The 18425-nt window shown below is 70.7% G+C and carries 18 protein-coding genes and 1 tRNA gene; 8 read left to right on the forward strand and 11 right to left on the reverse strand.

All coding sequences use genetic code 11. The features are described from left to right. Positions 1-4 precede the first annotated feature (4 nt). Positions 5-433 (reverse strand): hypothetical protein, encoded by a 429-nt coding sequence (locus AB0J42_RS13875; protein ID WP_364293085.1) that lies wholly within the window; start codon positions 431-433, stop codon positions 5-7. 240 nt (positions 434-673) lie between these two features. Here AB0J42_RS13875 and AB0J42_RS13880 point away from each other — a divergent pair, with 240 nt between their 5' ends. Together AB0J42_RS13880 and AB0J42_RS13885 are read left to right on the forward strand one after the other, a co-directional pair. Further along, a complete protein-coding gene (locus tag AB0J42_RS13880) occupies positions 674-1210 on the forward strand; it encodes a peptidylprolyl isomerase (protein WP_364293088.1) in 537 nt (178 codons plus the stop codon). A gap of 109 nt (positions 1211-1319) precedes the next feature. After that, on the forward strand, positions 1320-2189 hold the full coding sequence (locus tag AB0J42_RS13885) for a rhomboid family intramembrane serine protease (RefSeq protein ID WP_364293091.1): 870 nt from the start codon (positions 1320-1322) through the stop codon (positions 2187-2189). A gap of 30 nt (positions 2190-2219) precedes the next feature. Here AB0J42_RS13885 and AB0J42_RS13890 read toward each other — a convergent pair whose 3' ends face one another. Then, on the reverse strand, positions 2220-2465 hold the full coding sequence (locus AB0J42_RS13890; protein ID WP_364293094.1) for a cell division protein CrgA: 246 nt from the start codon (positions 2463-2465) through the stop codon (positions 2220-2222). A 145-nt stretch (positions 2466-2610) separates the two neighbouring features. Here AB0J42_RS13890 and AB0J42_RS13895 point away from each other — a divergent pair, with 145 nt between their 5' ends. Genes AB0J42_RS13895 through AB0J42_RS13905 form a run of 3 tightly spaced genes read left to right on the forward strand, consistent with a single transcriptional unit; the run spans position 2611 to position 3952 of the window. Next, entirely contained in the window at positions 2611-3222 is a 612-nt protein-coding gene (locus AB0J42_RS13895) for a class E sortase (protein ID WP_364293097.1), read from the forward strand. A 2-nt stretch (positions 3223-3224) separates the two neighbouring features. Continuing rightward, a complete protein-coding gene (locus AB0J42_RS13900; RefSeq protein WP_364293100.1) occupies positions 3225-3383 on the forward strand; it encodes a hypothetical protein in 159 nt (52 codons plus the stop codon). Beyond that, the gene (locus AB0J42_RS13905; RefSeq protein ID WP_364293103.1) at positions 3380-3952 is read left to right on the forward strand and encodes a gamma-glutamyl-gamma-aminobutyrate hydrolase family protein; all 573 of its coding nucleotides are present in this window, start codon (positions 3380-3382) and stop codon (positions 3950-3952) included. Before AB0J42_RS13900 ends, AB0J42_RS13905 begins: the two co-directional genes overlap by 4 nt. Positions 3953-4370: 418 nt before the next feature. Here AB0J42_RS13905 and pknB read toward each other — a convergent pair whose 3' ends face one another. The 7 genes from pknB to AB0J42_RS13940 form a co-directional block, all read right to left on the reverse strand. Then, positions 4371-6227 (reverse strand): Stk1 family PASTA domain-containing Ser/Thr kinase, encoded by a 1857-nt coding sequence (gene pknB, locus AB0J42_RS13910; RefSeq protein ID WP_364293106.1) that lies wholly within the window; start codon positions 6225-6227, stop codon positions 4371-4373. A gap of 85 nt (positions 6228-6312) precedes the next feature. After that, entirely contained in the window at positions 6313-7674 is a 1362-nt protein-coding gene (locus AB0J42_RS13915) for a protein kinase (RefSeq protein WP_364293109.1), read from the reverse strand. 36 nt (positions 7675-7710) lie between these two features. Further along, entirely contained in the window at positions 7711-9168 is a 1458-nt protein-coding gene (locus AB0J42_RS13920) for a penicillin-binding protein 2 (RefSeq protein ID WP_364293112.1), read from the reverse strand. Then, on the reverse strand, positions 9165-10556 hold the full coding sequence (locus AB0J42_RS13925) for an FtsW/RodA/SpoVE family cell cycle protein (protein ID WP_364293115.1): 1392 nt from the start codon (positions 10554-10556) through the stop codon (positions 9165-9167). The genes AB0J42_RS13920 and AB0J42_RS13925 overlap by 4 nt, the downstream gene beginning before the upstream one ends. Continuing rightward, positions 10557-11828, reverse strand: coding sequence for a Stp1/IreP family PP2C-type Ser/Thr phosphatase (locus AB0J42_RS13930; protein WP_364293118.1), 1272 nt, complete (start codon positions 11826-11828; stop codon positions 10557-10559). It abuts the gene before it with no gap. Beyond that, positions 11825-12295 carry an FHA domain-containing protein gene (locus AB0J42_RS13935; RefSeq protein ID WP_364293121.1) on the reverse strand — a complete coding sequence of 157 codons (471 nt, stop codon included), beginning with the start codon at positions 12293-12295 and terminating at the stop codon, positions 11825-11827. Before AB0J42_RS13935 ends, AB0J42_RS13930 begins: the two co-directional genes overlap by 4 nt. A gap of 17 nt (positions 12296-12312) precedes the next feature. Next, positions 12313-13053 (reverse strand): DUF3662 and FHA domain-containing protein, encoded by a 741-nt coding sequence (locus AB0J42_RS13940; protein WP_364293124.1) that lies wholly within the window; start codon positions 13051-13053, stop codon positions 12313-12315. Positions 13054-13253: 200 nt separating this feature from the next. On the opposite strand from AB0J42_RS13940, the gene AB0J42_RS13945 reads away from it, so the two are divergent. Both AB0J42_RS13945 and AB0J42_RS13950 read left to right on the forward strand, forming a co-directional pair. Beyond that, positions 13254-13336 (forward strand) — tRNA-Leu (locus AB0J42_RS13945). A gap of 240 nt (positions 13337-13576) precedes the next feature. Beyond that, positions 13577-14452 (forward strand): FtsX-like permease family protein, encoded by an 876-nt coding sequence (locus tag AB0J42_RS13950; protein ID WP_364293127.1) that lies wholly within the window; start codon positions 13577-13579, stop codon positions 14450-14452. 122 nt (positions 14453-14574) lie between these two features. Here the strand turns inward: AB0J42_RS13950 and AB0J42_RS13955 are convergent, their stop codons facing one another. Both AB0J42_RS13955 and AB0J42_RS13960 read right to left on the reverse strand, forming a co-directional pair. Further along, entirely contained in the window at positions 14575-15591 is a 1017-nt protein-coding gene (locus AB0J42_RS13955) for a hemolysin family protein (protein WP_364293130.1), read from the reverse strand. Continuing rightward, positions 15588-16940: a hemolysin family protein gene (locus AB0J42_RS13960; protein WP_364293134.1), complete on the reverse strand. Its 1353-nt coding sequence runs from the start codon at positions 16938-16940 to the stop codon at positions 15588-15590. Before AB0J42_RS13960 ends, AB0J42_RS13955 begins: the two co-directional genes overlap by 4 nt. Before the next feature lie 246 nt (positions 16941-17186). Here AB0J42_RS13960 and AB0J42_RS13965 point away from each other — a divergent pair, with 246 nt between their 5' ends. Continuing rightward, positions 17187-18413, forward strand: a complete 1227-nt coding sequence (locus AB0J42_RS13965; RefSeq protein WP_364293137.1) for an LCP family protein — start codon at positions 17187-17189, stop codon at positions 18411-18413. Positions 18414-18425 lie beyond the last annotated feature (12 nt).

Consider the following 18425-nt stretch of genomic DNA (forward strand, 5'->3'; position numbering starts at 1 on the left):
GCGATCACGGCATCTGGCGGGATGCCTCGTCGGCCGTCCTCTCGGACATCGGCGTCGTGGCCGACTGCGAGGACTGCGCGGCCCTGTCGGGCCGCTCGTGCGCCCAGCGGGACGCGTCGGACGCGGAGTCCTTCATATGCTCCGTCCACTGCTGGGCGTTGCGCCGGTAGAACATGACGCCCGCCATGCCGATGGCGAGGCCGGTCACCAGGACCAGCGTCGGCCAGCGCCTGGACTTCGCCTGCCGGGCCGGGTTCACCCGGATGGCGGCCTCGTTCAGCATCGAGCTGACCGCCGGGGCGAACTGGTCCTCGACCCGGTGGGCCGCGTTCTCCAGCACCGGGGCCGCCCACATGCGGGCGTCGTCGACGCGTCTGTTCGCGATCAGCTTGGCCTGGTCGGCCATCGGCGAGATGCGTCGTCCTGTCTTCATGGCCGACTTCACGGCCTGGGCCTTCATCCGGCCCGTCCACGTGGTAGGCATATCAATGGCCACGCGGCGTCGTCTTCTCAGTGTCAGGGACACCACTACCTCCCCTGTCGTTGGGGTCCCGCGCGTGACCTGCCCGATACAAAGCGGCTCAATCATGGCCGACATGGGAGGATGGCGACGGAGGCCTCAAGGCCATAGCCACCGATTTCCATCTGACATATAGAGGAAGGCAGCTGTCTCATGGCTGAGAAGCTGATCGCGAATCTGCAGACCAACCGCGGCACGATCAAGATCGAGCTCTTCCCCAACAGGGCTCCCAAGACCGTCCGCAACTTCGTGGAGCTGGCCGAGGGCACCCGCGAGTGGACCCACCCCGGCACCGGCGAGAAGGGCGCCCGCCCTCTCTACAACGGCACGATCTTCCACCGCGTCATCCCGAACTTCATGATCCAGGGCGGCGACCCGCTCGGCGAGGGCTTCGGCGGCCCCGGCTACGAGTTCGACGACGAGATCCACCCCGAGCTCTACTTCGACCGCCCCTACCTGCTGGCCATGGCCAACGCCGGCAAGCGGATGGGCCGGGGCACCAACGGGTCCCAGTTCTTCATCACGACCGTGCCCACGCCGCACCTCAACGGACGTCACACGATCTTCGGCGAGGTCACCGAGGGCCAGGACGTCGTCGACGCCATCTCCAAGACCAAGACCGGGCGGAACGACAAGCCGGTCGAGGAAGTCGTCCTGGAGTCGGTCACCATCGACCGCGTGCCGGCCTGACACCGGTCCGGCCTTCCGGCCCCCGGCCCGGCCCCGGAAGCCAGGCGGGCCGGGCATGCCCGCCCTACCAGGGGACGCGGCAGTGGTCCGCAGGCTTTAGGCTGCGGGCATGACCAGCCAGCCGCCCCTCCCGCCCTCGCAGCCAGAGCAGCCCGCGGAGACGGTTCCCACGTGCTACCGGCACCCCGACCGGGAGACGTGGGTCCGCTGCCAGCGGTGCGACCGGCCCATCTGCCCCGACTGCATGCGCGACGCCGCCGTGGGGTTCCAGTGTCCCGAGTGTGTGGCCGAGGGCAACCGCGGCATCCGGCAGGCGAAGTCGACGTTCGGCGGCGCGCTGGTCCGCGCCCCCTACGTGACCTGGACTCTCCTCGGCGCGAACGTGCTCGTCTTCCTCGCGCAGTATCTCGTGCCGGACATCGCCCGCCTCTTCGGCATGAACAGCATCATGGTGGCGCTGGGCGACGAGTACTACCGGCTGATCACCGCCGCGTTCGTGCACGTCTCGCTGTTCCACATCCTGTTCAACTGCTGGGCCCTGTACGTGATCGGGCCGTACCTGGAGCGGGCCTTCGGACACGTCCGCTTCGCGGCGCTCTACTTCGTGAGCGCGTTCGGCGGATCGGTGCTCGGGCTGTGGATGGACCACCCGAGAGTCTTCACCATCGGCGCGTCGGGAGCCATCTTCGGCCTGTTCGGCGCCGTGTTCGTGGTGGGGCGCAGGCTCAACCTCGACGTGCGCGGCATCACCGTGCTCATCGTGATCAACCTGGCCATCACGTTCATCGTGCCCGGCATCAGCTGGACCGGTCACATCGGCGGCCTGGTCACCGGGGCAGCCCTGTCGGCGGCGCTGGCCTACGCGCCCAAGGAGAACCGCACCAGGTGGCAGCTGATGGCGGTCGCCGGGTTCGTGGTGCTGCTCGCCGTGCTCGTGGTCGTCAGGGTGCCCATGATCACCTTTGCCGATCTGGGCTGACTTCCCCAGCTGTGGAAAAGCTGTGGAAACCTAGCGCCAGCGAGTGGAAAGAATCACTCCGAAGATGATGAACACGAACCCGATAAGCAGGTTCCAGTTGTGCAGATCACCGATGAAGGGAGCCCGCGGCGCCACATAGTAGGTGGCGATCCACAGAACGCCGACGATCCACGAGACGACCATCGTCGGGGCCAGCCAACGAGGGCTGATCTTGACCTGCTGGGCCTTCTGCGGCGGGGTGTAGACCGCCTTCTTGCGCGTCCTGGACTTCGGCACTGGACAACTCCTGCTGGTGGCCTGGGCTTCCGGATCGTCCTCAGGCTGTGCGTCAAGGGTAGTGGTAGCGAGCCCCAGGATAGTCGCCACGCCCGCGAGATGGCGATTCCCGCCGGCAGGAGTCGCCTCCGCCTACCCTGACCAGGTGCGGGTCGTGCTGCGGACCACCGGGGAACTCAGCGTCACCGCCGGGCTGATCCTGGCGCTCTTCTGCGCCTACCTGCTCTGGGGCACCGGCGCGTACACGGCGAGCCAGCAACTGCTGCTCCAGCGCGAGCTGGCCGCCGAGAACGCCGCCCGGCCGCCCCGCGTCGAGCTGGGCGGCGCCGTCGCGCTGCTGCGCATCCCCAAGCTGGGCGCCGATTACCGCTACGCCGTCATCGAAGGCGTACGAGACGAGCACCTGAAGAAGGGCCCCGGCCACTACCCCGGCACCGCCATGCCCGGCCAGGTCGGCAACTTCGTCGTCTCCGGCCACCGCACCACCTACGACGCCCCGTTCAACCGCATCGACGAGCTGAAACGCGGCGACGAGCTCGTGATCGAGGCCCCCGAGGCCCGCTACACCTACCGGGTCACCTCCCAGGACATCGTCGAACCCGACGAGGTGGACGTGCTCGCCCCCGTTCCCGGCAGGCCCGGCCTGCGGCCCATCCGGGCGTACATCACGCTGACGACCTGCCACCCCGAGTACTCGGCCGCGCAACGGCTCATCGTGTACGGCGTGCTCAAGGACACCGAACCCAGGAGGGCGTGACGATGTACGGCTGGCTCTGGCGGCGGCTGCCCGGCGGCCCGCGGCGGCGGCTGCTCTGGGCCGCCCTGCTCGCCGCCGTCGCGGTGGTCGTACTCTGGTACGTCGTGTTCCCGCTCCTGGAACCGGCCGTGACACTCGACGAGGTGACGGTGGACCGATGACCCGCGTGCTGGTCGTGGACAACCACGACAGCTTCGTCCACACCATCGTCCAGTACCTGAAGGTGCTGGGCGCGGCCTGCGACGTGCGCCCGCGCGACGAGGTGCGGGTGGACGACGCCGACCGCTACGACGCCGTCCTCATCAGCCCCGGCCCCGGCACCCCCGAGGCCGCCGGCGTCAGCGTCCCCCTCGTCCACCACGCCGCCCGGCGCGGCCAGCCGCTGCTCGGCGTCTGCCTCGGCCACCAGGCCATCGCGCACGCCTACGGCGCCACCGTCGCCCGCGCCCCCGAACTCGTGCACGGCTCCACCAGCGCCATCACCCACGACGGCAGAGGCGTCTTCGCCACGCTGCCCTCACCCGTACGCATGACCCGCTACCACTCGCTGGCCGTGCTCCCCGAAACCGTCCCCGAGACACTGGAAGTCACCGCCCGCACCCCCGACGGCGTCATCATGGGCCTGCGCCACCGCACCGCCCCCATCGAAGGCATCCAGTTCCACCCCGAATCGGTGCTCTCCGAACACGGCTACCGGCTCCTCGGAAACTGGCTCGGAAAAACGCTGTAACAAAACACAGCTTCAGAGCGACATCCAGATGAGCGTCCCCGCCGTTGCCCCCGAGCGGCGGGGGCGTTCCCTTTCCCCAACCCCCGAACCGCCGGCCCAACCGCTCAACCCTGCACTCACTGCGCCCCACGCGCCTCGTCGCCCAGCCCGGCACCTTCCCTCGTCGCTCGACCCCGCTCCTTTCTCGGTGCCGGGAATCGGCCCTCATCGCAGGCATCGGCGCGTCTCGCGGGCAGCCTCCGTCCTCAGCGCCGACACCGGCGCGCCTCGTGAGCTGCCTCCCCCCTCAGCCATCGGTCCCAACCCCCCTTTCGCGCTCCGATGGTCGAAGACCGAGGAGGTTCTGACGTCCATAGAGGGTCTCCGAACGGAGAAGGCCGCCACCCCACTCAGGGATGGCGGCCCTCTTCACGTCCGCTCAGCCGAGGTCGAAGTCGCCGGGCGGCTCGTCCTCGGGCGCGAAGTCGTCGTCGGGCGAGCCATCGTCATCCGTGGGACCGTCGTCCGTCGGGAAGTCGTCCGTGGGCTGGTCGTTGGTCGGGGGCGGCGCCGCCGGGCCTTCCGACACGACGAGGGTGACGGTCATGTTGGGCTGGAGCTTGGCGTCCGGGGCCGGGTTCTGCTGGATGACCGTGCCCTGGGCCTGGTCGCTCGGCTGGGTGACGACCTTGACCTTGAAGCCCGCCTCCTCAAGCGCCCGGCGCGCCTCCTCCTCGGTCATGCCCTGGACGCTCGGAACGGCCACGGCTTCCTTCGGGATGAAGAGGGTGACCGTGTCGCCCTTCTTGACCGAGGTGCCCGCCTTGGGGTCGGTGCGGAAGACCTTGCCTTCGGGCTGGCTGGACGCGCGGGTCTTGACGGAGCCGTTCAGCCCCAGCTCCGAGAGCCTGGCGTTGGCTTCCTCGGTGGTCATGCCGATGAGGTCGGCCGGGACCTTCACCTTCTCGGGGCCCTTGGAGACGAAGACCTGGACGGTTTCGCCCTTCTCGACCTCGGTGCCCTCGGAGGGGTCGGTCTTGATGACCGTGTCCTTGTCGAACTCGGCGCTGAACTCCTCTTCGATCTTCGGTGTCAGCCCGAGCTGTTCGAGCTGGCTCTCGGCGTACTCACGTGTCTTCGCCTCCAGCCCCGGCACCTTCACCGTGGTCGGCGGCGGCGGGTTGCCGCCGCCGCTGAACAGGACGTAGCCCACGGTGACGAAGCCGCCGATGATCAGCAGCGGGATGATGATCCACAGGGCGGTCTTGAGCGCGTTGCCACCACCGCCGCCGCTCGCCCGCCGGCGTCCGCCGCGGCCCCCGCCGTCGTCGTACTCGTAGGGCGGGACGGCGTTCGCGTGCTGGGTGGCCGGGTCGGCGGCGGCGTGCGTGGCCGTCATCATCCGGGTGCCCTGGCCGTAGTTGCCGGTCATCGCCATCGTCTGGGCGTCGACCGGCATGCCGGACATGGCCCGCTGGATGTCGGCCCGCATCTCGGCCGCGCTCTGGTAGCGGTGCGCCGGGTCCTTGGCCATGGACTTGAGCACGATCGCGTCGGCCCAATGGGGGATCTCCGGGTCGATCTGCGACGGCGGGATCGGCTCCTCGCGGACGTGCTGGTAGGCGATCGCGACGGGGGAGTCGCCGGTGAACGGCGGCTGGCCGGTGAGCAGTTCGTACAGGACGCAGCCGGTCGAGTAGATGTCGCTGCGGGCGTCGACCCGTTCGCCGCGCGCCTGCTCCGGCGACAGGTACTGGGCGGTGCCGATGACCTGCGCGGTCTGCGTCATGGTCGCGGCCGAGTCGGCCATCGCGCGGGCGATGCCGAAGTCCATCACCTTGACGTCGCCGGCGGTGGTGATCATGACGTTGGCCGGCTTGATGTCGCGGTGCACGATGCCGCCGCGGTGGCTGTAGTCGAGCGCGCGCAGGATGCCGTCGACCAGCTCGGCCGCGCGTTCCGGGATCAGCCGCCGGTCGGCGCGCAGCAGGTCGCGCAGGGTCCGGCCGTCGACGTACTCCATCACGATGTACGGCACGGGGGCGCCCTCGGAGACGTCCTCACCGGTGTCGTAGACCGCGACCACGGCCGGGTGGTTCAGCGACGCCGCAGACTGTGCCTCACGGCGGAAACGGGCCTGGAAGGTGTGATCGCGGGCGAGATCCGACCGTAGGGTCTTGATCGCGACGATCCGGTCCAGCCGGATGTCCCGGGCGCGATACACCTCGGCCATGCCGCCGCGCCCGACGACACCGTCGAGCTCGTAGCGACCTCCGAGAAGCCGAGGCTGAGTCATTTCCTGCACTGTCCCTTACCGTTCATCTTGGTGCCGGCCTGCTCAGGGGGCGGCCGCCGGTGTCCATCATCGACCCGTTGGCGCTTCACGTCTCCTCCTTCGGCGGGTCCGAGTCACCCGGATCCGGCGAGGCGGTCGGTGTCGGGGTCGTCGGCGTCGTCGTGGGAGTCGGGGTCGGCGTGGGGGTCGGGGTACGGGTTCTTGTCGGGGTAGGGCTGGGCGTCGGTTGCCTCGTCGGTGTCGCCGACTTGCTTACCGTAGCCGACGGCGAGGGTACCGGCCGCGTCGACTTGACCGTAACCACCGGAGGCCGAAGGGTTTCAGGTCTCTTTCTGGGCGGCTTCTGACGCGGCGTGTCGGAAGCGCGCTGCGGAGGCGCCGTCGTCTCCGGAGCGACGGGCGGCGGGGCCGGTGCGGTGGGGGCGGCGGGGACGAACGCCCAGGCGCCGAATCCCACTGCGGCGACCGTCCCGGCCGCCGCCATCGTCGCCATCGCCCGCCCGTACCGGCGCCGCGGCGGCCCCTGCAGTTCGGTGAGCGCCTGCTCGTCGCCGAGGGTCTTGGGCGTGTCCTGGCCCTCCTGCCGCGCCCGGACCGCGTAGCCCGAGGGGTCGGTGAGCGAGCCGAGGTCGGCGCCGCCCGTCGCCAGCGACCCGCGCAGCGCGTAGGCGCGGTCCGCCACCTCCAGCGCGGAGGCGGGACGGTGCGCGGGGTCCTTGGCCAGCAGCGCCGCGACCAGCTCCCGGACCGGGGCGGGCACGTCCGCGCCCAGCGCCGGCGGCGGCTCGTTGAGGTGCTGGAGCGCGATCGCCACCGCGCTGTCGCCGTGGAACGGGGCCCGGCCGGACAGGCACTCGTAGGCCACCACGCCCAGCGAGTAGAGGTCGGTCGAGGGCGTGAGAGGCAGGCCCTGGGCCTGCTCCGGGCTGACGTACTGGGCGGTGCCGAGCACGGTGCCGGTCTGCGTCACCGGGGCCGCCTCCAGGGCCCTGGCGATGCCGAAGTCGGTCACCTTGATCGTGCCCGTGGGCGTCACCAGCAGGTTGCCCGGCTTGATGTCGCGGTGGATCACGCCGGAGGAGTGGGCCGCGTGCAGCGCCCGGGCCGTCTGCTGGAGCACGTCGAGGGCGACCTCGGCGCCGAGCGGGCCGTTGCGGACCAGGATGGCCGACAGCGGCTCGCCGTGCACCAGCTCCATCACCAGGTAGGCCAGGTCGGCCTGCTCGCCGTAGTCGAAGATCTGGGCGATGCCGGGGTCGGCCAGGCCCGCGGTGATGCGCGCCTCGTTGCGGAACCGGCCGCGGAAGGCGGGGTCGGCCTGGATGTGGCGGTGGAGCACCTTGACCGCGACCTCACGGCCGAGCAGCTCGTCGCGGGCACGCCAGACCTCCCCCATGCCGCCGGCGGCGATGCGGGAGATCAGGAGATAGCGGTTACCGAGCCGCATGATCCAGCTCGTTGCCGTCTATGACCTCGGCCCTCATTACCTCAGCACCGCCTCCATCACCGCCTTGGCGATCGGTGCGGCCGTCCCGCCGCCCGTCGCCTCCCCGCCGCCGCGCACGGCGCCGGACTCGACCATCACCGCGATCGCGATCTTCGGGTCGTCCGCGGGGGCGAACGAGATGAACCAGGCGTGCGGTTGCTGGCCCCGAGCGGTCTCGGCGGTGCCGGTCTTGCCAGCTACTTGGACGCCGGGAATCTGCGCGCGGTTCGCGGTTCCGTTGGTCACGACGCTGACCATCATGTCGGTGAGCTCGCGGGCGGTCTCCTCGCTGACGGCCTCGGCGAACTCCTCGGGCTTGGTCTCGTCGATCGTGTCGCCGTTCGGGTCGGTGATCTTCTTGACCAGGTGGGGCTTCATGACCACGCCTTCGTTGGCGATGCCGGCCGCGATCATGGCCATCTGGAGGGGTGTCATCTGGTTGCTGCGCTGGCCGATGGCGGCCTGCGCGACCGCCGCCGCGTCCTCCTTCGGGCCGAAGTCGCTCTTGGCGACCGACATCGGGACGGCCAGCGGCTCTCCGGCGCCGAACTTCTGCAACTGCTCGCGCATCGCCTCGTAGCCGAGGTCGATGCCGATCTTGCCGAACGGCGTGTTGCAGGACCTCTCCAGCGCGAAGCGGAGCGTGACCTGGCCGGAGCCGCACGCCGCGCCGCCGTAGTTGGGCAGGTCGGCGGTGGTGTTGGGCAGGTCGAGCACCTGCGGGGCCTCGACGGTGGTGTCGGCGCTCCGGCTGCGGTCGTCCTCCAGGAAGGCGGCGGCGGTGACCACCTTGTAGGTCGAGCCCGGCGGGTAGGTGTTCTCGATCGTACGGTTGAGCAGCGGCTGGCTCTTGTCCTGGGCCAGCTCGTCGTAGCGGGCGAACACCTCGGACTTGTCGGTGCCCGACAGCTCGGCCGGGTCGTAGGTGGGCAGCGAGACCATGGCGAGGATGCCGCCGGTCTTCGGGTCGAGCGCCACCACGGCGCCGCGCTTGCCGCTCTGGCGCAGCGCGTCGAAGGCCGCCTTCTGCGCGGCGGGGTCGATCGTCAGGTCGACGTTCGCGCCCCGGGTCGGCTCGCCGGTGAACAGGTCGATGCCGCGCTGCAGCAGCAGGTCGGCGCTGGACCCGTCGAGCAGGGAGTTCTCGCTGCGCTCGATGGCGGACTCGCTCTCCGGCGAGAAGAACCCGGTCACGTGCGCGTAGAGGCGGCCCTCCGGGTACTCGCGGACGAACCGGAAGTCGCCCTTGGTCTCCTTCGACTGGGCCAGGATGACCTCGCCGCCCGCCGTGATCCGGCCGCGCTGCACCGCGTACCGGTCGTAGAAGTTGCGGGTGTTGCGGGCGTCGTCGCTCAGGCTCTGCGCGCGGACGCCCTGGAGGATGTTCACGTTGATCATCAGGAGCCCGAACATCGCCAGGCAGGCGACGGCCGTGCGCTTGATCGTACGGTTCATCGCTGGAACACCTGCGTCATTCCTTCGTTCTGGATCGCCTGCGGCGGCGGCCGGCGCGCGGCGTCGGACATGCGGACGAGCAGCGCGATGAGGATCCAGTTGGCCAGCAGCGCCGAACCACCCTGTGACATGAACGGGGTGACCAGGCCGGTCAGGGGGATGAGGTTGGTGACACCGCCGACGATGATGAAGACCTGCCAGGCCAGCAGGAACGACAGGCCGGCGGAGAACAGCTTGGTGAACGGGTCGCGGGCGGCGAGCGAGGTCCGCAGCCCGCGCTGGACGATCAGCGCGTAGATCATGAGGATCGCCATCACGCCCGTCAGGCCCAGCTCCTCGCCGGTGGCGGGGAAGATGAAGTCGGAGAAGGCCAGCGGGATGAGCTCGGGGTGGCCCTGGCCGAGCCCGGTGCCCAGGATGCCGCCGGACCCCATCGCGAACAGGCCCTGCATGAGCTGCTCGCTGCCGCCGACCGCAGTGTAGAGCTCCTTGCTCGCGGGGTCGAGGTAGACCTCGAAGCGCTGCTGGACGTGGGTGAAGACCATGCCGGCCAGGATCGCGCCGCCCAGGAAGAGCAGGATGCCGATGATCACCCAGGAGATGCGCTGGGTGGCGATGTAGAGCATCGCGATGAACGTGCCGAACAGCAGCAGCGACGAGCCGAGGTCCTTCTGCAGGACCAGGATGCCCAGGCTGATGCCCCAGGTGATGAGCACCGGGCCGAGGTCGCGGGCGCGCGGCAGGTCGATGAAGAGCAGCCGCCGGCCGGCCAGGGCGAGCACGTCGCGCTTGGCCACCAGATAGCCCGCGAAGAAGACGACCAGCGCGAGCTTGGCGAACTCGGCCGGCTGCAGCTGGAACCCGCCGAGGCCGATCCAGATCCGCGCGCCGTTGATCTCCTGGCCGAGGAACGGGATCAGCGGCGAGACCAGCAGGAAGAGCCCCGCCGCGCCGGCGGTGTAAGTGAGCCGCTGCAGTGCGCGATGGTCACGCAGGAAGATCAGGGTGAGGCTGAACAGCACGACGCCGATGAACGACCACAGCAGCTGGGTGTTGGGCGAGGCCAGCGTGGCGGACGGCAGCTTGGATTTTGTCTCGGACAGCCGGAAGATCATCACCAGGCCGAGACCGTTGACCAGCGTCACCAGCGGCAGGATCAGCGGGTCGGCCCACGGGGCGAACTTGGCGAGCACGAGGTAGGCGGCCAGCATCAGACCGCCCAGGCTCAAGCCGTAGGTCAGCATGCCCGAGGGGATCTCCCCGTCCATCGCCAGCCCGACGTTGGCGTAGGCGCCGAGGGTGATGGCGACCGCGAACGCGAGCATGGCGAGCTGGGCCATGCGCCGCTTGGCGGGCATCGGCACGGGGGCTACGGCCACTTCACTCATCTATTGAGGTTTCGTCCTTGTGGGGGTGGGAGACGGCGACGAGCTCGCGGTCGGCGTCGGCTCCGCGAACTTCAGCGTGTTGATCTTAGTGAGGCCCTCGTCGACATCGCCGACTTCGATGCCGTCCTTGACCAAAGCCTGGTCGGGTGGCGAGAGCTGGGACACGGCCTTGCCGGTGTGGCGGGCCACCTTGAAGAACTGGACGGGGCCCACCTCCTGCTGGATGCCCTGGAAGACGACCACTTCGTCGGCCCAGGCCCCGACGAAGAACTGGTCCTGCGTCCATCTCCAGGTGAGATAGCCGCCGATGCCCGAGGCGGCCACGGCCACGGACAGCACGGTGACCAGCACGGGCCACACCCGGCGACGTCTGCCCGGCTTGCGGGACGCCTTCGCGCCCGGCTCGTCGAAGTCGTCGTCGCTGAGGACCGGCTGGGGAGCGGTCACCGCGCTCGCTCGCCCCGGCTCCGGCTCCTCGCCGTCGGCCAGCCGCGTCATCCCCGCGGCCCCGACGATGGCGGCCTCCGCCGGGGGCGGCTGCTGGCCGTCGGCGACCTCCAGCACGTCGGCGATCACGCAGGTGATGTTGTCGGGCCCGCCGCCCCGGTTGGCCAGGTCGATGAGCTGGCGCACGACCTCTTCGGGGTCGTCGAGGTGGGTCAGCGTGGCGTGCAGCGTCTCCGCGCTCACCACGCCCGACAGCCCGTCGGAGCAGAGCAGGTAGCGGTCGCCCACCTGGGCCTCGCGGAGCGTCAGGTCGGGGTCGACCTCGCCGCTGCCGTCGAGCGCCCGCAGCAGGATCGAGCGCTGCGGGTGGGTCGCGGCCTCCTCGGGAGTGATCCGCCCGTCGTCGACCAGCTGCTGCACCAGCGTGTGGTCATGGGTGATCTGGTAGAGCTCCCCGCGTCTGAGCAGGTAGGCGCGCGAGTCGCCGACGTGCACCAGCGCGACCTGGGTGCCGTTCCAGAGCATGGCGGTGAGCGTGGTGCCCATGCCTTTGAGGCTGGGATCCCGTCCCACCATCTCGTGCAGCTTGCGATTGGCGTCGCGTACCGCTGCCTCGATGGCGTTGAGCAGGTCACCCCCCTGCTGGGCCTCTTCGAGAGAGGCCATCGCGGCGATGGCGACGGAGCTCGCCACCTCGCCGTGTGCGTGCCCGCCCATGCCGTCGGCGACGGCGAGCAGGCGGCCGCTAGCGTACGCCGAGTCCTCGTTCCCTTCGCGGAGGAGGCCGACGTCCGAGCGGGCGGCGTAGCGGAGTGCGATGGTCATTTGCGCAATTCAATGACTGTCTTGCCGACCCGGATCGGAACACCGAGCGGCACCGGGGTCGGGCGGGTGACTTTCGAGCGGTCGAGATACGTGCCGTTGGTAGAGCCGAGATCTTCCACGATCCACTGACCGTCCTGGGGAAAGAGCCGGGCGTGCCGGCTGGATGCGTAGTCGTCGGTGACTACCAGCGTGGCATCGTTCGCCCGGCCAATGGTGATGGGCGTCTCCGTGAGATTAATGGTGGTGCCCTGGAGCGGGCCACCTGTCACGATGAGCTGGCGCGGCTCCCCCTTCCTGCTCTTGGGCTTGGCCGTGGGCCTGGCGGGCTTGACGCCCTTGCCCGGGCCGGCGGGAGCCGCACCTGACCCGAACAGGTCAGTCCGGATCACGCCGACTGCGGCGATGACGAAGAACCAGAGCACCGCCAGGAACGCGAGCCGGATCAGCAGCAGCGTGAGCTCGGACATGGACCGTTTGTCTACCTCTAATCGCGCCGGAACACCAGAGTCGTGCGCCCCAGCGTCACTCGCGTGCCGTTCTGGAGCTCGATCCTGCGTACCGGCTGGCCGTTGACGAAGGTGCCGTTGGTCGACCCGAGGTCGACCAGGACGACTTGCTGACCCTCGACGCGCAGCTCCGCGTGGTGGCGGGACACGCCGGGGTCGACGAGGCGAAGATCACAGTCGGTGCCGCGCCCGAGCAAGGTCACCGGCGTGGTGAGCTCGTAGGAGCGGTCGCCCTGCGGATCGTCCTGTGTGCTGACGAGCAGCCTGGGCCGCCCGTTGAACGCGTTGGGGCGGGACGGGGGCAGGTCGCTCGCCGGCTGGCGGATCTCGTCCTGCTCGACCGTCGCGCCGCGGATGACGCCGGACCTGATGCGGAAGAGGCCGACCGCCAGGTCGCCCGCCGTCTCGAATCGGACCCGGACCGGTCCCACGAAGGAGTAGCCCTGCTCCTTGGCGTACTCCCTGGCGAGGTTGGCCAGCTCATGGCTGATGCTGTCGGCGTAGACCTCGAGACGCTCGGCGTCGGTCGTGGACAGCTCGACCACGAAGTCGTTCGGGACGAGGGTGCGGCCCTGGGCGACGATCGCCGCCCGCTCGTCCATCTCCCGCTGAACTGCGCTGGCGACCTCGACCGGCTGAAGGTCAGATTTGAACGCCCGCGCAAAGGCCCCCTCAACCAAGCCTTCGAGCCGTCGCTCGAAGCGCTGAAGGACTCCCACCGGGTACCTCCCTTCCTCCGTGCATATGATCGCGGCCCCCAAGCGCGCATGGCGCCCGGTCTCCGCTCGAACCACGAGGCGGCGACCCCCGGCGCTCCTCAGGCACTGGCGCCCAGCTCCTCCGCTCACGTGTCTTATGCGATCGTATCCGGGTTCAGTACCAGTGGCTGTTCCGTGCTAATGTTTCTGCGCACCCACAAGGGCGGGTGGCGGAACGGCAGACGCGCACGGTTCAGGTCCGTGTGTCCGCAAGGACGTGAGGGTTCAAATCCCTCCTCGCCCACTCGGTCAAGCTGATGAAATCGGCAGACCAACATTGGCGAAAGAGAGCCCCGGTCCGCAAGAGCCGGGGCTTCCTCATTTCATCGACCTGTCGGCCTGTCGCGGCAGAAAGTACGCCCGGCCGGTTGCAGCTCGCTTTCAAACCGCTTCCCGGGCCGGGCTCGTGTTCCGCTCGTAGCGAAGCCGATGTTCAGAATCTCACCCGGTCTGTTCCTGCTCGCTCTCCACGGTCGTCAGCCCCGTGGCCTGCTCGGCGAGTCCGGCCAGGCGCCGCTCGGCGCTCGTGCTGTCCTGCCTGGGCTGGTCGCGGCGGAAGCTGTTCGGCGCGGTGCTGGGGGAGGTGGGCGTGGTCGGGCTGGTCGCCGGGCTGCTGTCGGCTGCGCTCGCGGTGCCGCTGTCGTCCTGGTTCGGGCTGCAGGTCTCGGTGCCGCGTGCGCTGCTCGCGGTGCCCGCCGCGGTGCTGCTGGCGCTGGCCGCGGGGGCGGTCCCGGCCTGGCGGGCCTCGGCCGTGCCGCCGATCGCCGCCGTCCGGGCCGGGGTGCGGGCCGCCCGCCGCGCCCGCTCGCCGCGCGGGGTCACCGGGCTGGCGCTCGCGGGGCTGGCCAGGATGCCGGGCCGCACGCTGCTCGGGGCCGCCACGCTGACGGTGTGCGTCTTCGCGCTGACGGTGCTGCTCGCGGTCACGTACGGTTTCCGCGGCCGGGTCGTCGGCTCCCTGCTGGGGGACGCCATCGTGGTGCAGGCCAGGCCGGCGGACTACGCGGCGATCGCCGTCATGTTCGCGCTCGGCGCGCTGGCCGTGGCGGACGTGCTCTACCTGGGTGTACGTGAGCGCGACGCGGAACTGGCCACCCTGCGCGCCACCGGGTGGTCGGGCCGGACCGTCGCCCGGCTGGTGCTGTCGGAAGGCGCGGTGATCGGCCTGCTCGGCGGGCTGGCCGGGGCGGGGGCCGGGCTGGCGGCGGCCGCGGTGCTCGCCAGCGAGCTGCCCCGGGTCGCGGTCGAGGGGGCGCTGGGCGCGGCCGGGGTCGCCGTGCTGCTGGCCGTGCTGGCCTCGGCGGTGCCCGCCACCCTGGCCGGACGGCTGCCGCTCGCGACCGTACTCGCCAGAGGGTGACCTCGGCGGCGCCGCGGGGGGACTGGTGACGCCAGAGGGTGACTGTGGCGAGGCCAGAGGGTGATCGGGGGATGACCTGAGCAGGCCGGCGAGTCAGTCGCTCGCCGGCCTGCTGCACGGGGTCAGGCGGCCCGGGTGCGGGTGTCCAGGAGCTGGCCCAGCAGGTCCGTCAGGCTCACCATGCCGATGACCGTGCCGTCGGCCCCGACGACCAGCGCCAGGTGCGCCCGCGCCTCCTGGAGGGCCGCCACGGCCTCGGGGACCTGCTTGAGGCTGGGCAGCCTCGGCACCGGCCTGGCGAGCTCGCCCGCCGTACGGTCCGGCTCCAGCAGGGCGTCGCGGGCGTGCAGGACGCCCGCCACCTCGCCGCCGTCGCTGACGAGCAGCCTGAGGTGGCCGCTGCGGGCCGCCACACGGCGGATCTCGGCCGTGCCGGCCTGGGGAGGTACGGTGACGACCCGGCCGATGGGCACCATGAGCCGCTCGATGCCCTCGGCCTCGAACCGCAGCGCCCGGGTGAGCAGGTCGTGCTCCTCCCGGTCGAGCAGGCCCATCCGGCCGGACTCGCCGACCAGCAGGGCGAGCTGGCCCGGCGTCCGGGTGGTGGCCAGCTCGTTGCGCGGCTGCACGCCGAAGAGCCGCAGGCCCAGGTTGGACAGGCCGTTGAGCGCCGACAGCAGCGGCCGCATCGACCACGTGAAGGCCCGGAACGGCAGCGTGAGCAGCAGCGCCGCCTGCTCGGGATGGGTCAGCGCCCACGACTTGGGCGCCATCTCGCCCACCACCATGTGCAGGAACGTCACCAGCGCCAGCGCGATCGTCAGCGCGATCGGCATGCGCAGCGCCTCGGACACGCCGAGGGCCGCGAACACCGGTTCGAGGTAGTGCTCGATGGCCGGTTCGGTCACGTACCCGAGACCCAGCGTGCAGAGCGTGATGCCGAGCTGGGCGCCCGCCAGCATCAGCGAGAGCTGGCGGCTGCCGCCCGCGGCCGACCTGGCCGCGATCCTGACGAGCCGGTTGCCGCCCGCCGCGATCTCCTCCAGGCGGTGCCGCCGCGAGGACACGAAGGCGAACTCGGCGGCCACGAACAGCGCGTTGAACACCAGCAGGGCCACGCTGACCAGGATCATCGTCATCGGGTCGCCTCCGCGGGCTGCTGGGCGGGGGTCAGGCGCACCCATTCGGGCACGCGCCGGTCGAGCGAGATCACGGTCAGCTCGGCCAGGTGCTCGCCGTCGTCCTCGTCGGCGAACAGGTCGGGCTCGACCACGGTCGGGACCGTCACGGTGTCGCCGGGCTCGGGCATCCGGCCCAGCTCCGCCAGGATCAGGCCGGCGAGCGTGTCGTAGTCGTCGCTCTCCGGCAGCGCGATGCCGGTGGCCCGCTCGACCTCGTCGAGGCGCAGCCTGCCCGGCACCTCCCAGACGCCGCCCGGCCGGCGCACGGCGCCCAGCGGGTCGGGGTCGTTCTCGTCGACGAGCTCGCCGACCAGCTCCTCCGCCAGGTCCTCGACGGTGATGACGCCGGCCAGGTCGCCGTACTCGTCGATGACGCAGGCGATGTCGTCGCCCGCGACGCGCATCCGGTCGAGCACCGCGGGCAGCGGCAGCGAGTCGGGCATGAGCAGCGCCGGGCGGGTGATGTCGCCGACCGTGCCCTGCTCCGTGCCGAACGCGAGCAGCTCGCGCACCCCGGCCACGCCGGCCACGTCGCCGTCGTCGCCGAGCACCGGGTAGCGGGTGTGGCCGCAGCCGCGCATGGTCTCCACCAGCTCGGAGATCGGCTGGGCGGTGCGGAGCGCGACCACGCGGGGCCGCGGGACCATGATCTCCTCGGCCGTGTGGTCGCCGAACTCCAGGGCGCGTTCCAGCAGTTCGGAGAGCCGGGGCGGCAGCTCGCCGGCCTGCCTGGACTCCTCGATGATGCGGGAGAGCTCCTCGGGGGTGGCGCCGTGGGCGACCTCCTCGACGGGGTCGATGCCGAGCTTCCTGAGCAGCCCGGTGGCGGCCGAGTCGAACAGGCGGATCACCGGGCCGACCACGGCCAGGTAAGCGAGGGTGGAGGTCGCCAGGGCCTTGGCCACGGGCTCCGGCCTGGCGATGCCGAGGTTCTTCGGGGCCAGCTCGCCGAGCACCATCTGCACCGCGGTGGCCACGCCCACGCCGATGGCGACGGACAGGCCGGTGATGAGGGTGTCGGGGAGCCCGGCCTCCGTCAGCCAGGGCCGGACGATCGCGGCTATGGCGGGCTCGGCAAGGAAACCGACCAGCAGGGCGGTGACGGTGATGCCGAGCTGGGCGCCCGACAGCATGAACGAGAGGCGAGAGGTCACCCGCAGCGCCTTCTCCGCGGCCTGGTCACCGGCTGCGGCCTGCTCGCGCAGGACGGCCCGGTCGGCGGCGACGAAGGCGAACTCCTGGGCGACGAAGTAGCCCGTCGCGGCGGTGAGCAGGAAGAGGGCCAGGAGGCCCAGATAAGCGCTCACCGCTGCGAGCTCTCAGGGGAACCCGTGCATCGGCACGGGCGGCTACTCCATGGGTCCGCAGTGGACACGATCATCCCTTCTCTAGGTCTGGTTGCTAAAACTAACGATGTGGGCGGCCTCTGTGTTTCCGGTGGTCATCTCTCCCGGGTTCTGCGTAGTTTTCCCTGGCGCGGCATCCGCTGAGGCACTGCACTGTGCGGGTGTCGGGCGTAGCGTTTATGCAAAGCGATGGGAAGAAGGAGCCAAGTGTCTGAGGACGACCGGACGCGGGCCATGCGCTCGCCAGGTGAGCGCCGCCCGCTGCCGCCCCGGAACGACCGGCTGCGCGCGGCGGGGGCGCCGGCGCACCAGTTCCCGCAGGGCGCCGACGACGCGCCTCGGTCGAGTTCGCGGGTGTACGGCAGGCGCCGCTCGGGCAGCAGCCCGGTCAGGCCGCTGAGCGGGGGCTCAGGACGGGCTTCGGAGCCGCCGGGGCCGAGAGGGCCGCGGGAGCCGCGGGGGCCGCGCCGGCGGATCCGCGGCGGCACCATCTTCAAGATCATCGCCGCGCTGCTGGTGGTGCTGGTGCTGTCCGCGGCGGGGCTGCTCTTCTGGATCGACGGGCGGCTCGGCGGGCTGCCGGGCGGGGTCCTGGACGACTACAAGGGCCGCCCGGACGACACGCCGGGCACCAACTGGCTCCTGGTCGGCTCCGACAGTCGTGAGGGCCTGACGAAGCGCCAGCGCAGAAAGCTGGCCACCGGCAACAGCGAGGGCCGGCGCACCGACTCGATGATGCTGCTCCACCTGCCAGAGGGCGGAGACAAGCCGACGCTGGTCAGCCTGCCCCGCGACTCCGCGGTCTCCATCCCCGGCCACGGCCGCAACAAGCTCAACGCCGCCTACGCGATCGGCGGGCCCAGGCTCCTGGTCCAGACCGTCGAGACCGTCACCGGGCTCCGCGTCGACAACTACATGGAGATCGGCTTCGCCGGGTTCGTCGACATCGTGGACGCCGTCGGCGGCGTCGAGATCAACGTCCGCGCGGCGGTGAACGACCCCAAGGCGGGCCTGAAGCTCAAGAAGGGCACCCAGACGCTCAACGGCGCCCAGGCGCTCGGCTACGTCCGCACCCGCAAGGGCGGCGCGCTGCCCGACTACGAGCGCACCAAGCGGCAGCGCCAGTTCCTCAGCGCGGTGGTGAAGAAGGCGGCCAGCCCCGGCACCCTGATCAACCCGTTCACCTCGATCCCGCTGGCGATGAGCGCCACCGAGGCGGTCGCGGTCGACGAGGACACCGGCGTGTTCGACATGCTCTCGCTGGGCCTGGCGATGGGCGACAGCCCGGTGACCACGGTGGTGCCCTTCGGCGGCACCGAGATCGTCGCCGGCGGCCAGGCCGTCAAGTGGGACCGGGCCAAGGCCCTGGAGCTGTTCGACGCGCTGGCCGCGGACAAGCCGGTCCCGAAGGAGATCATCGACGCCGGCAACTAGGTCACGGCGGTG

Source organism: Nonomuraea sp. NPDC049649 (assembly GCF_040675175.1).
In the GTDB taxonomy this organism is placed as follows: domain Bacteria; phylum Actinomycetota; class Actinomycetes; order Streptosporangiales; family Streptosporangiaceae; genus Nonomuraea.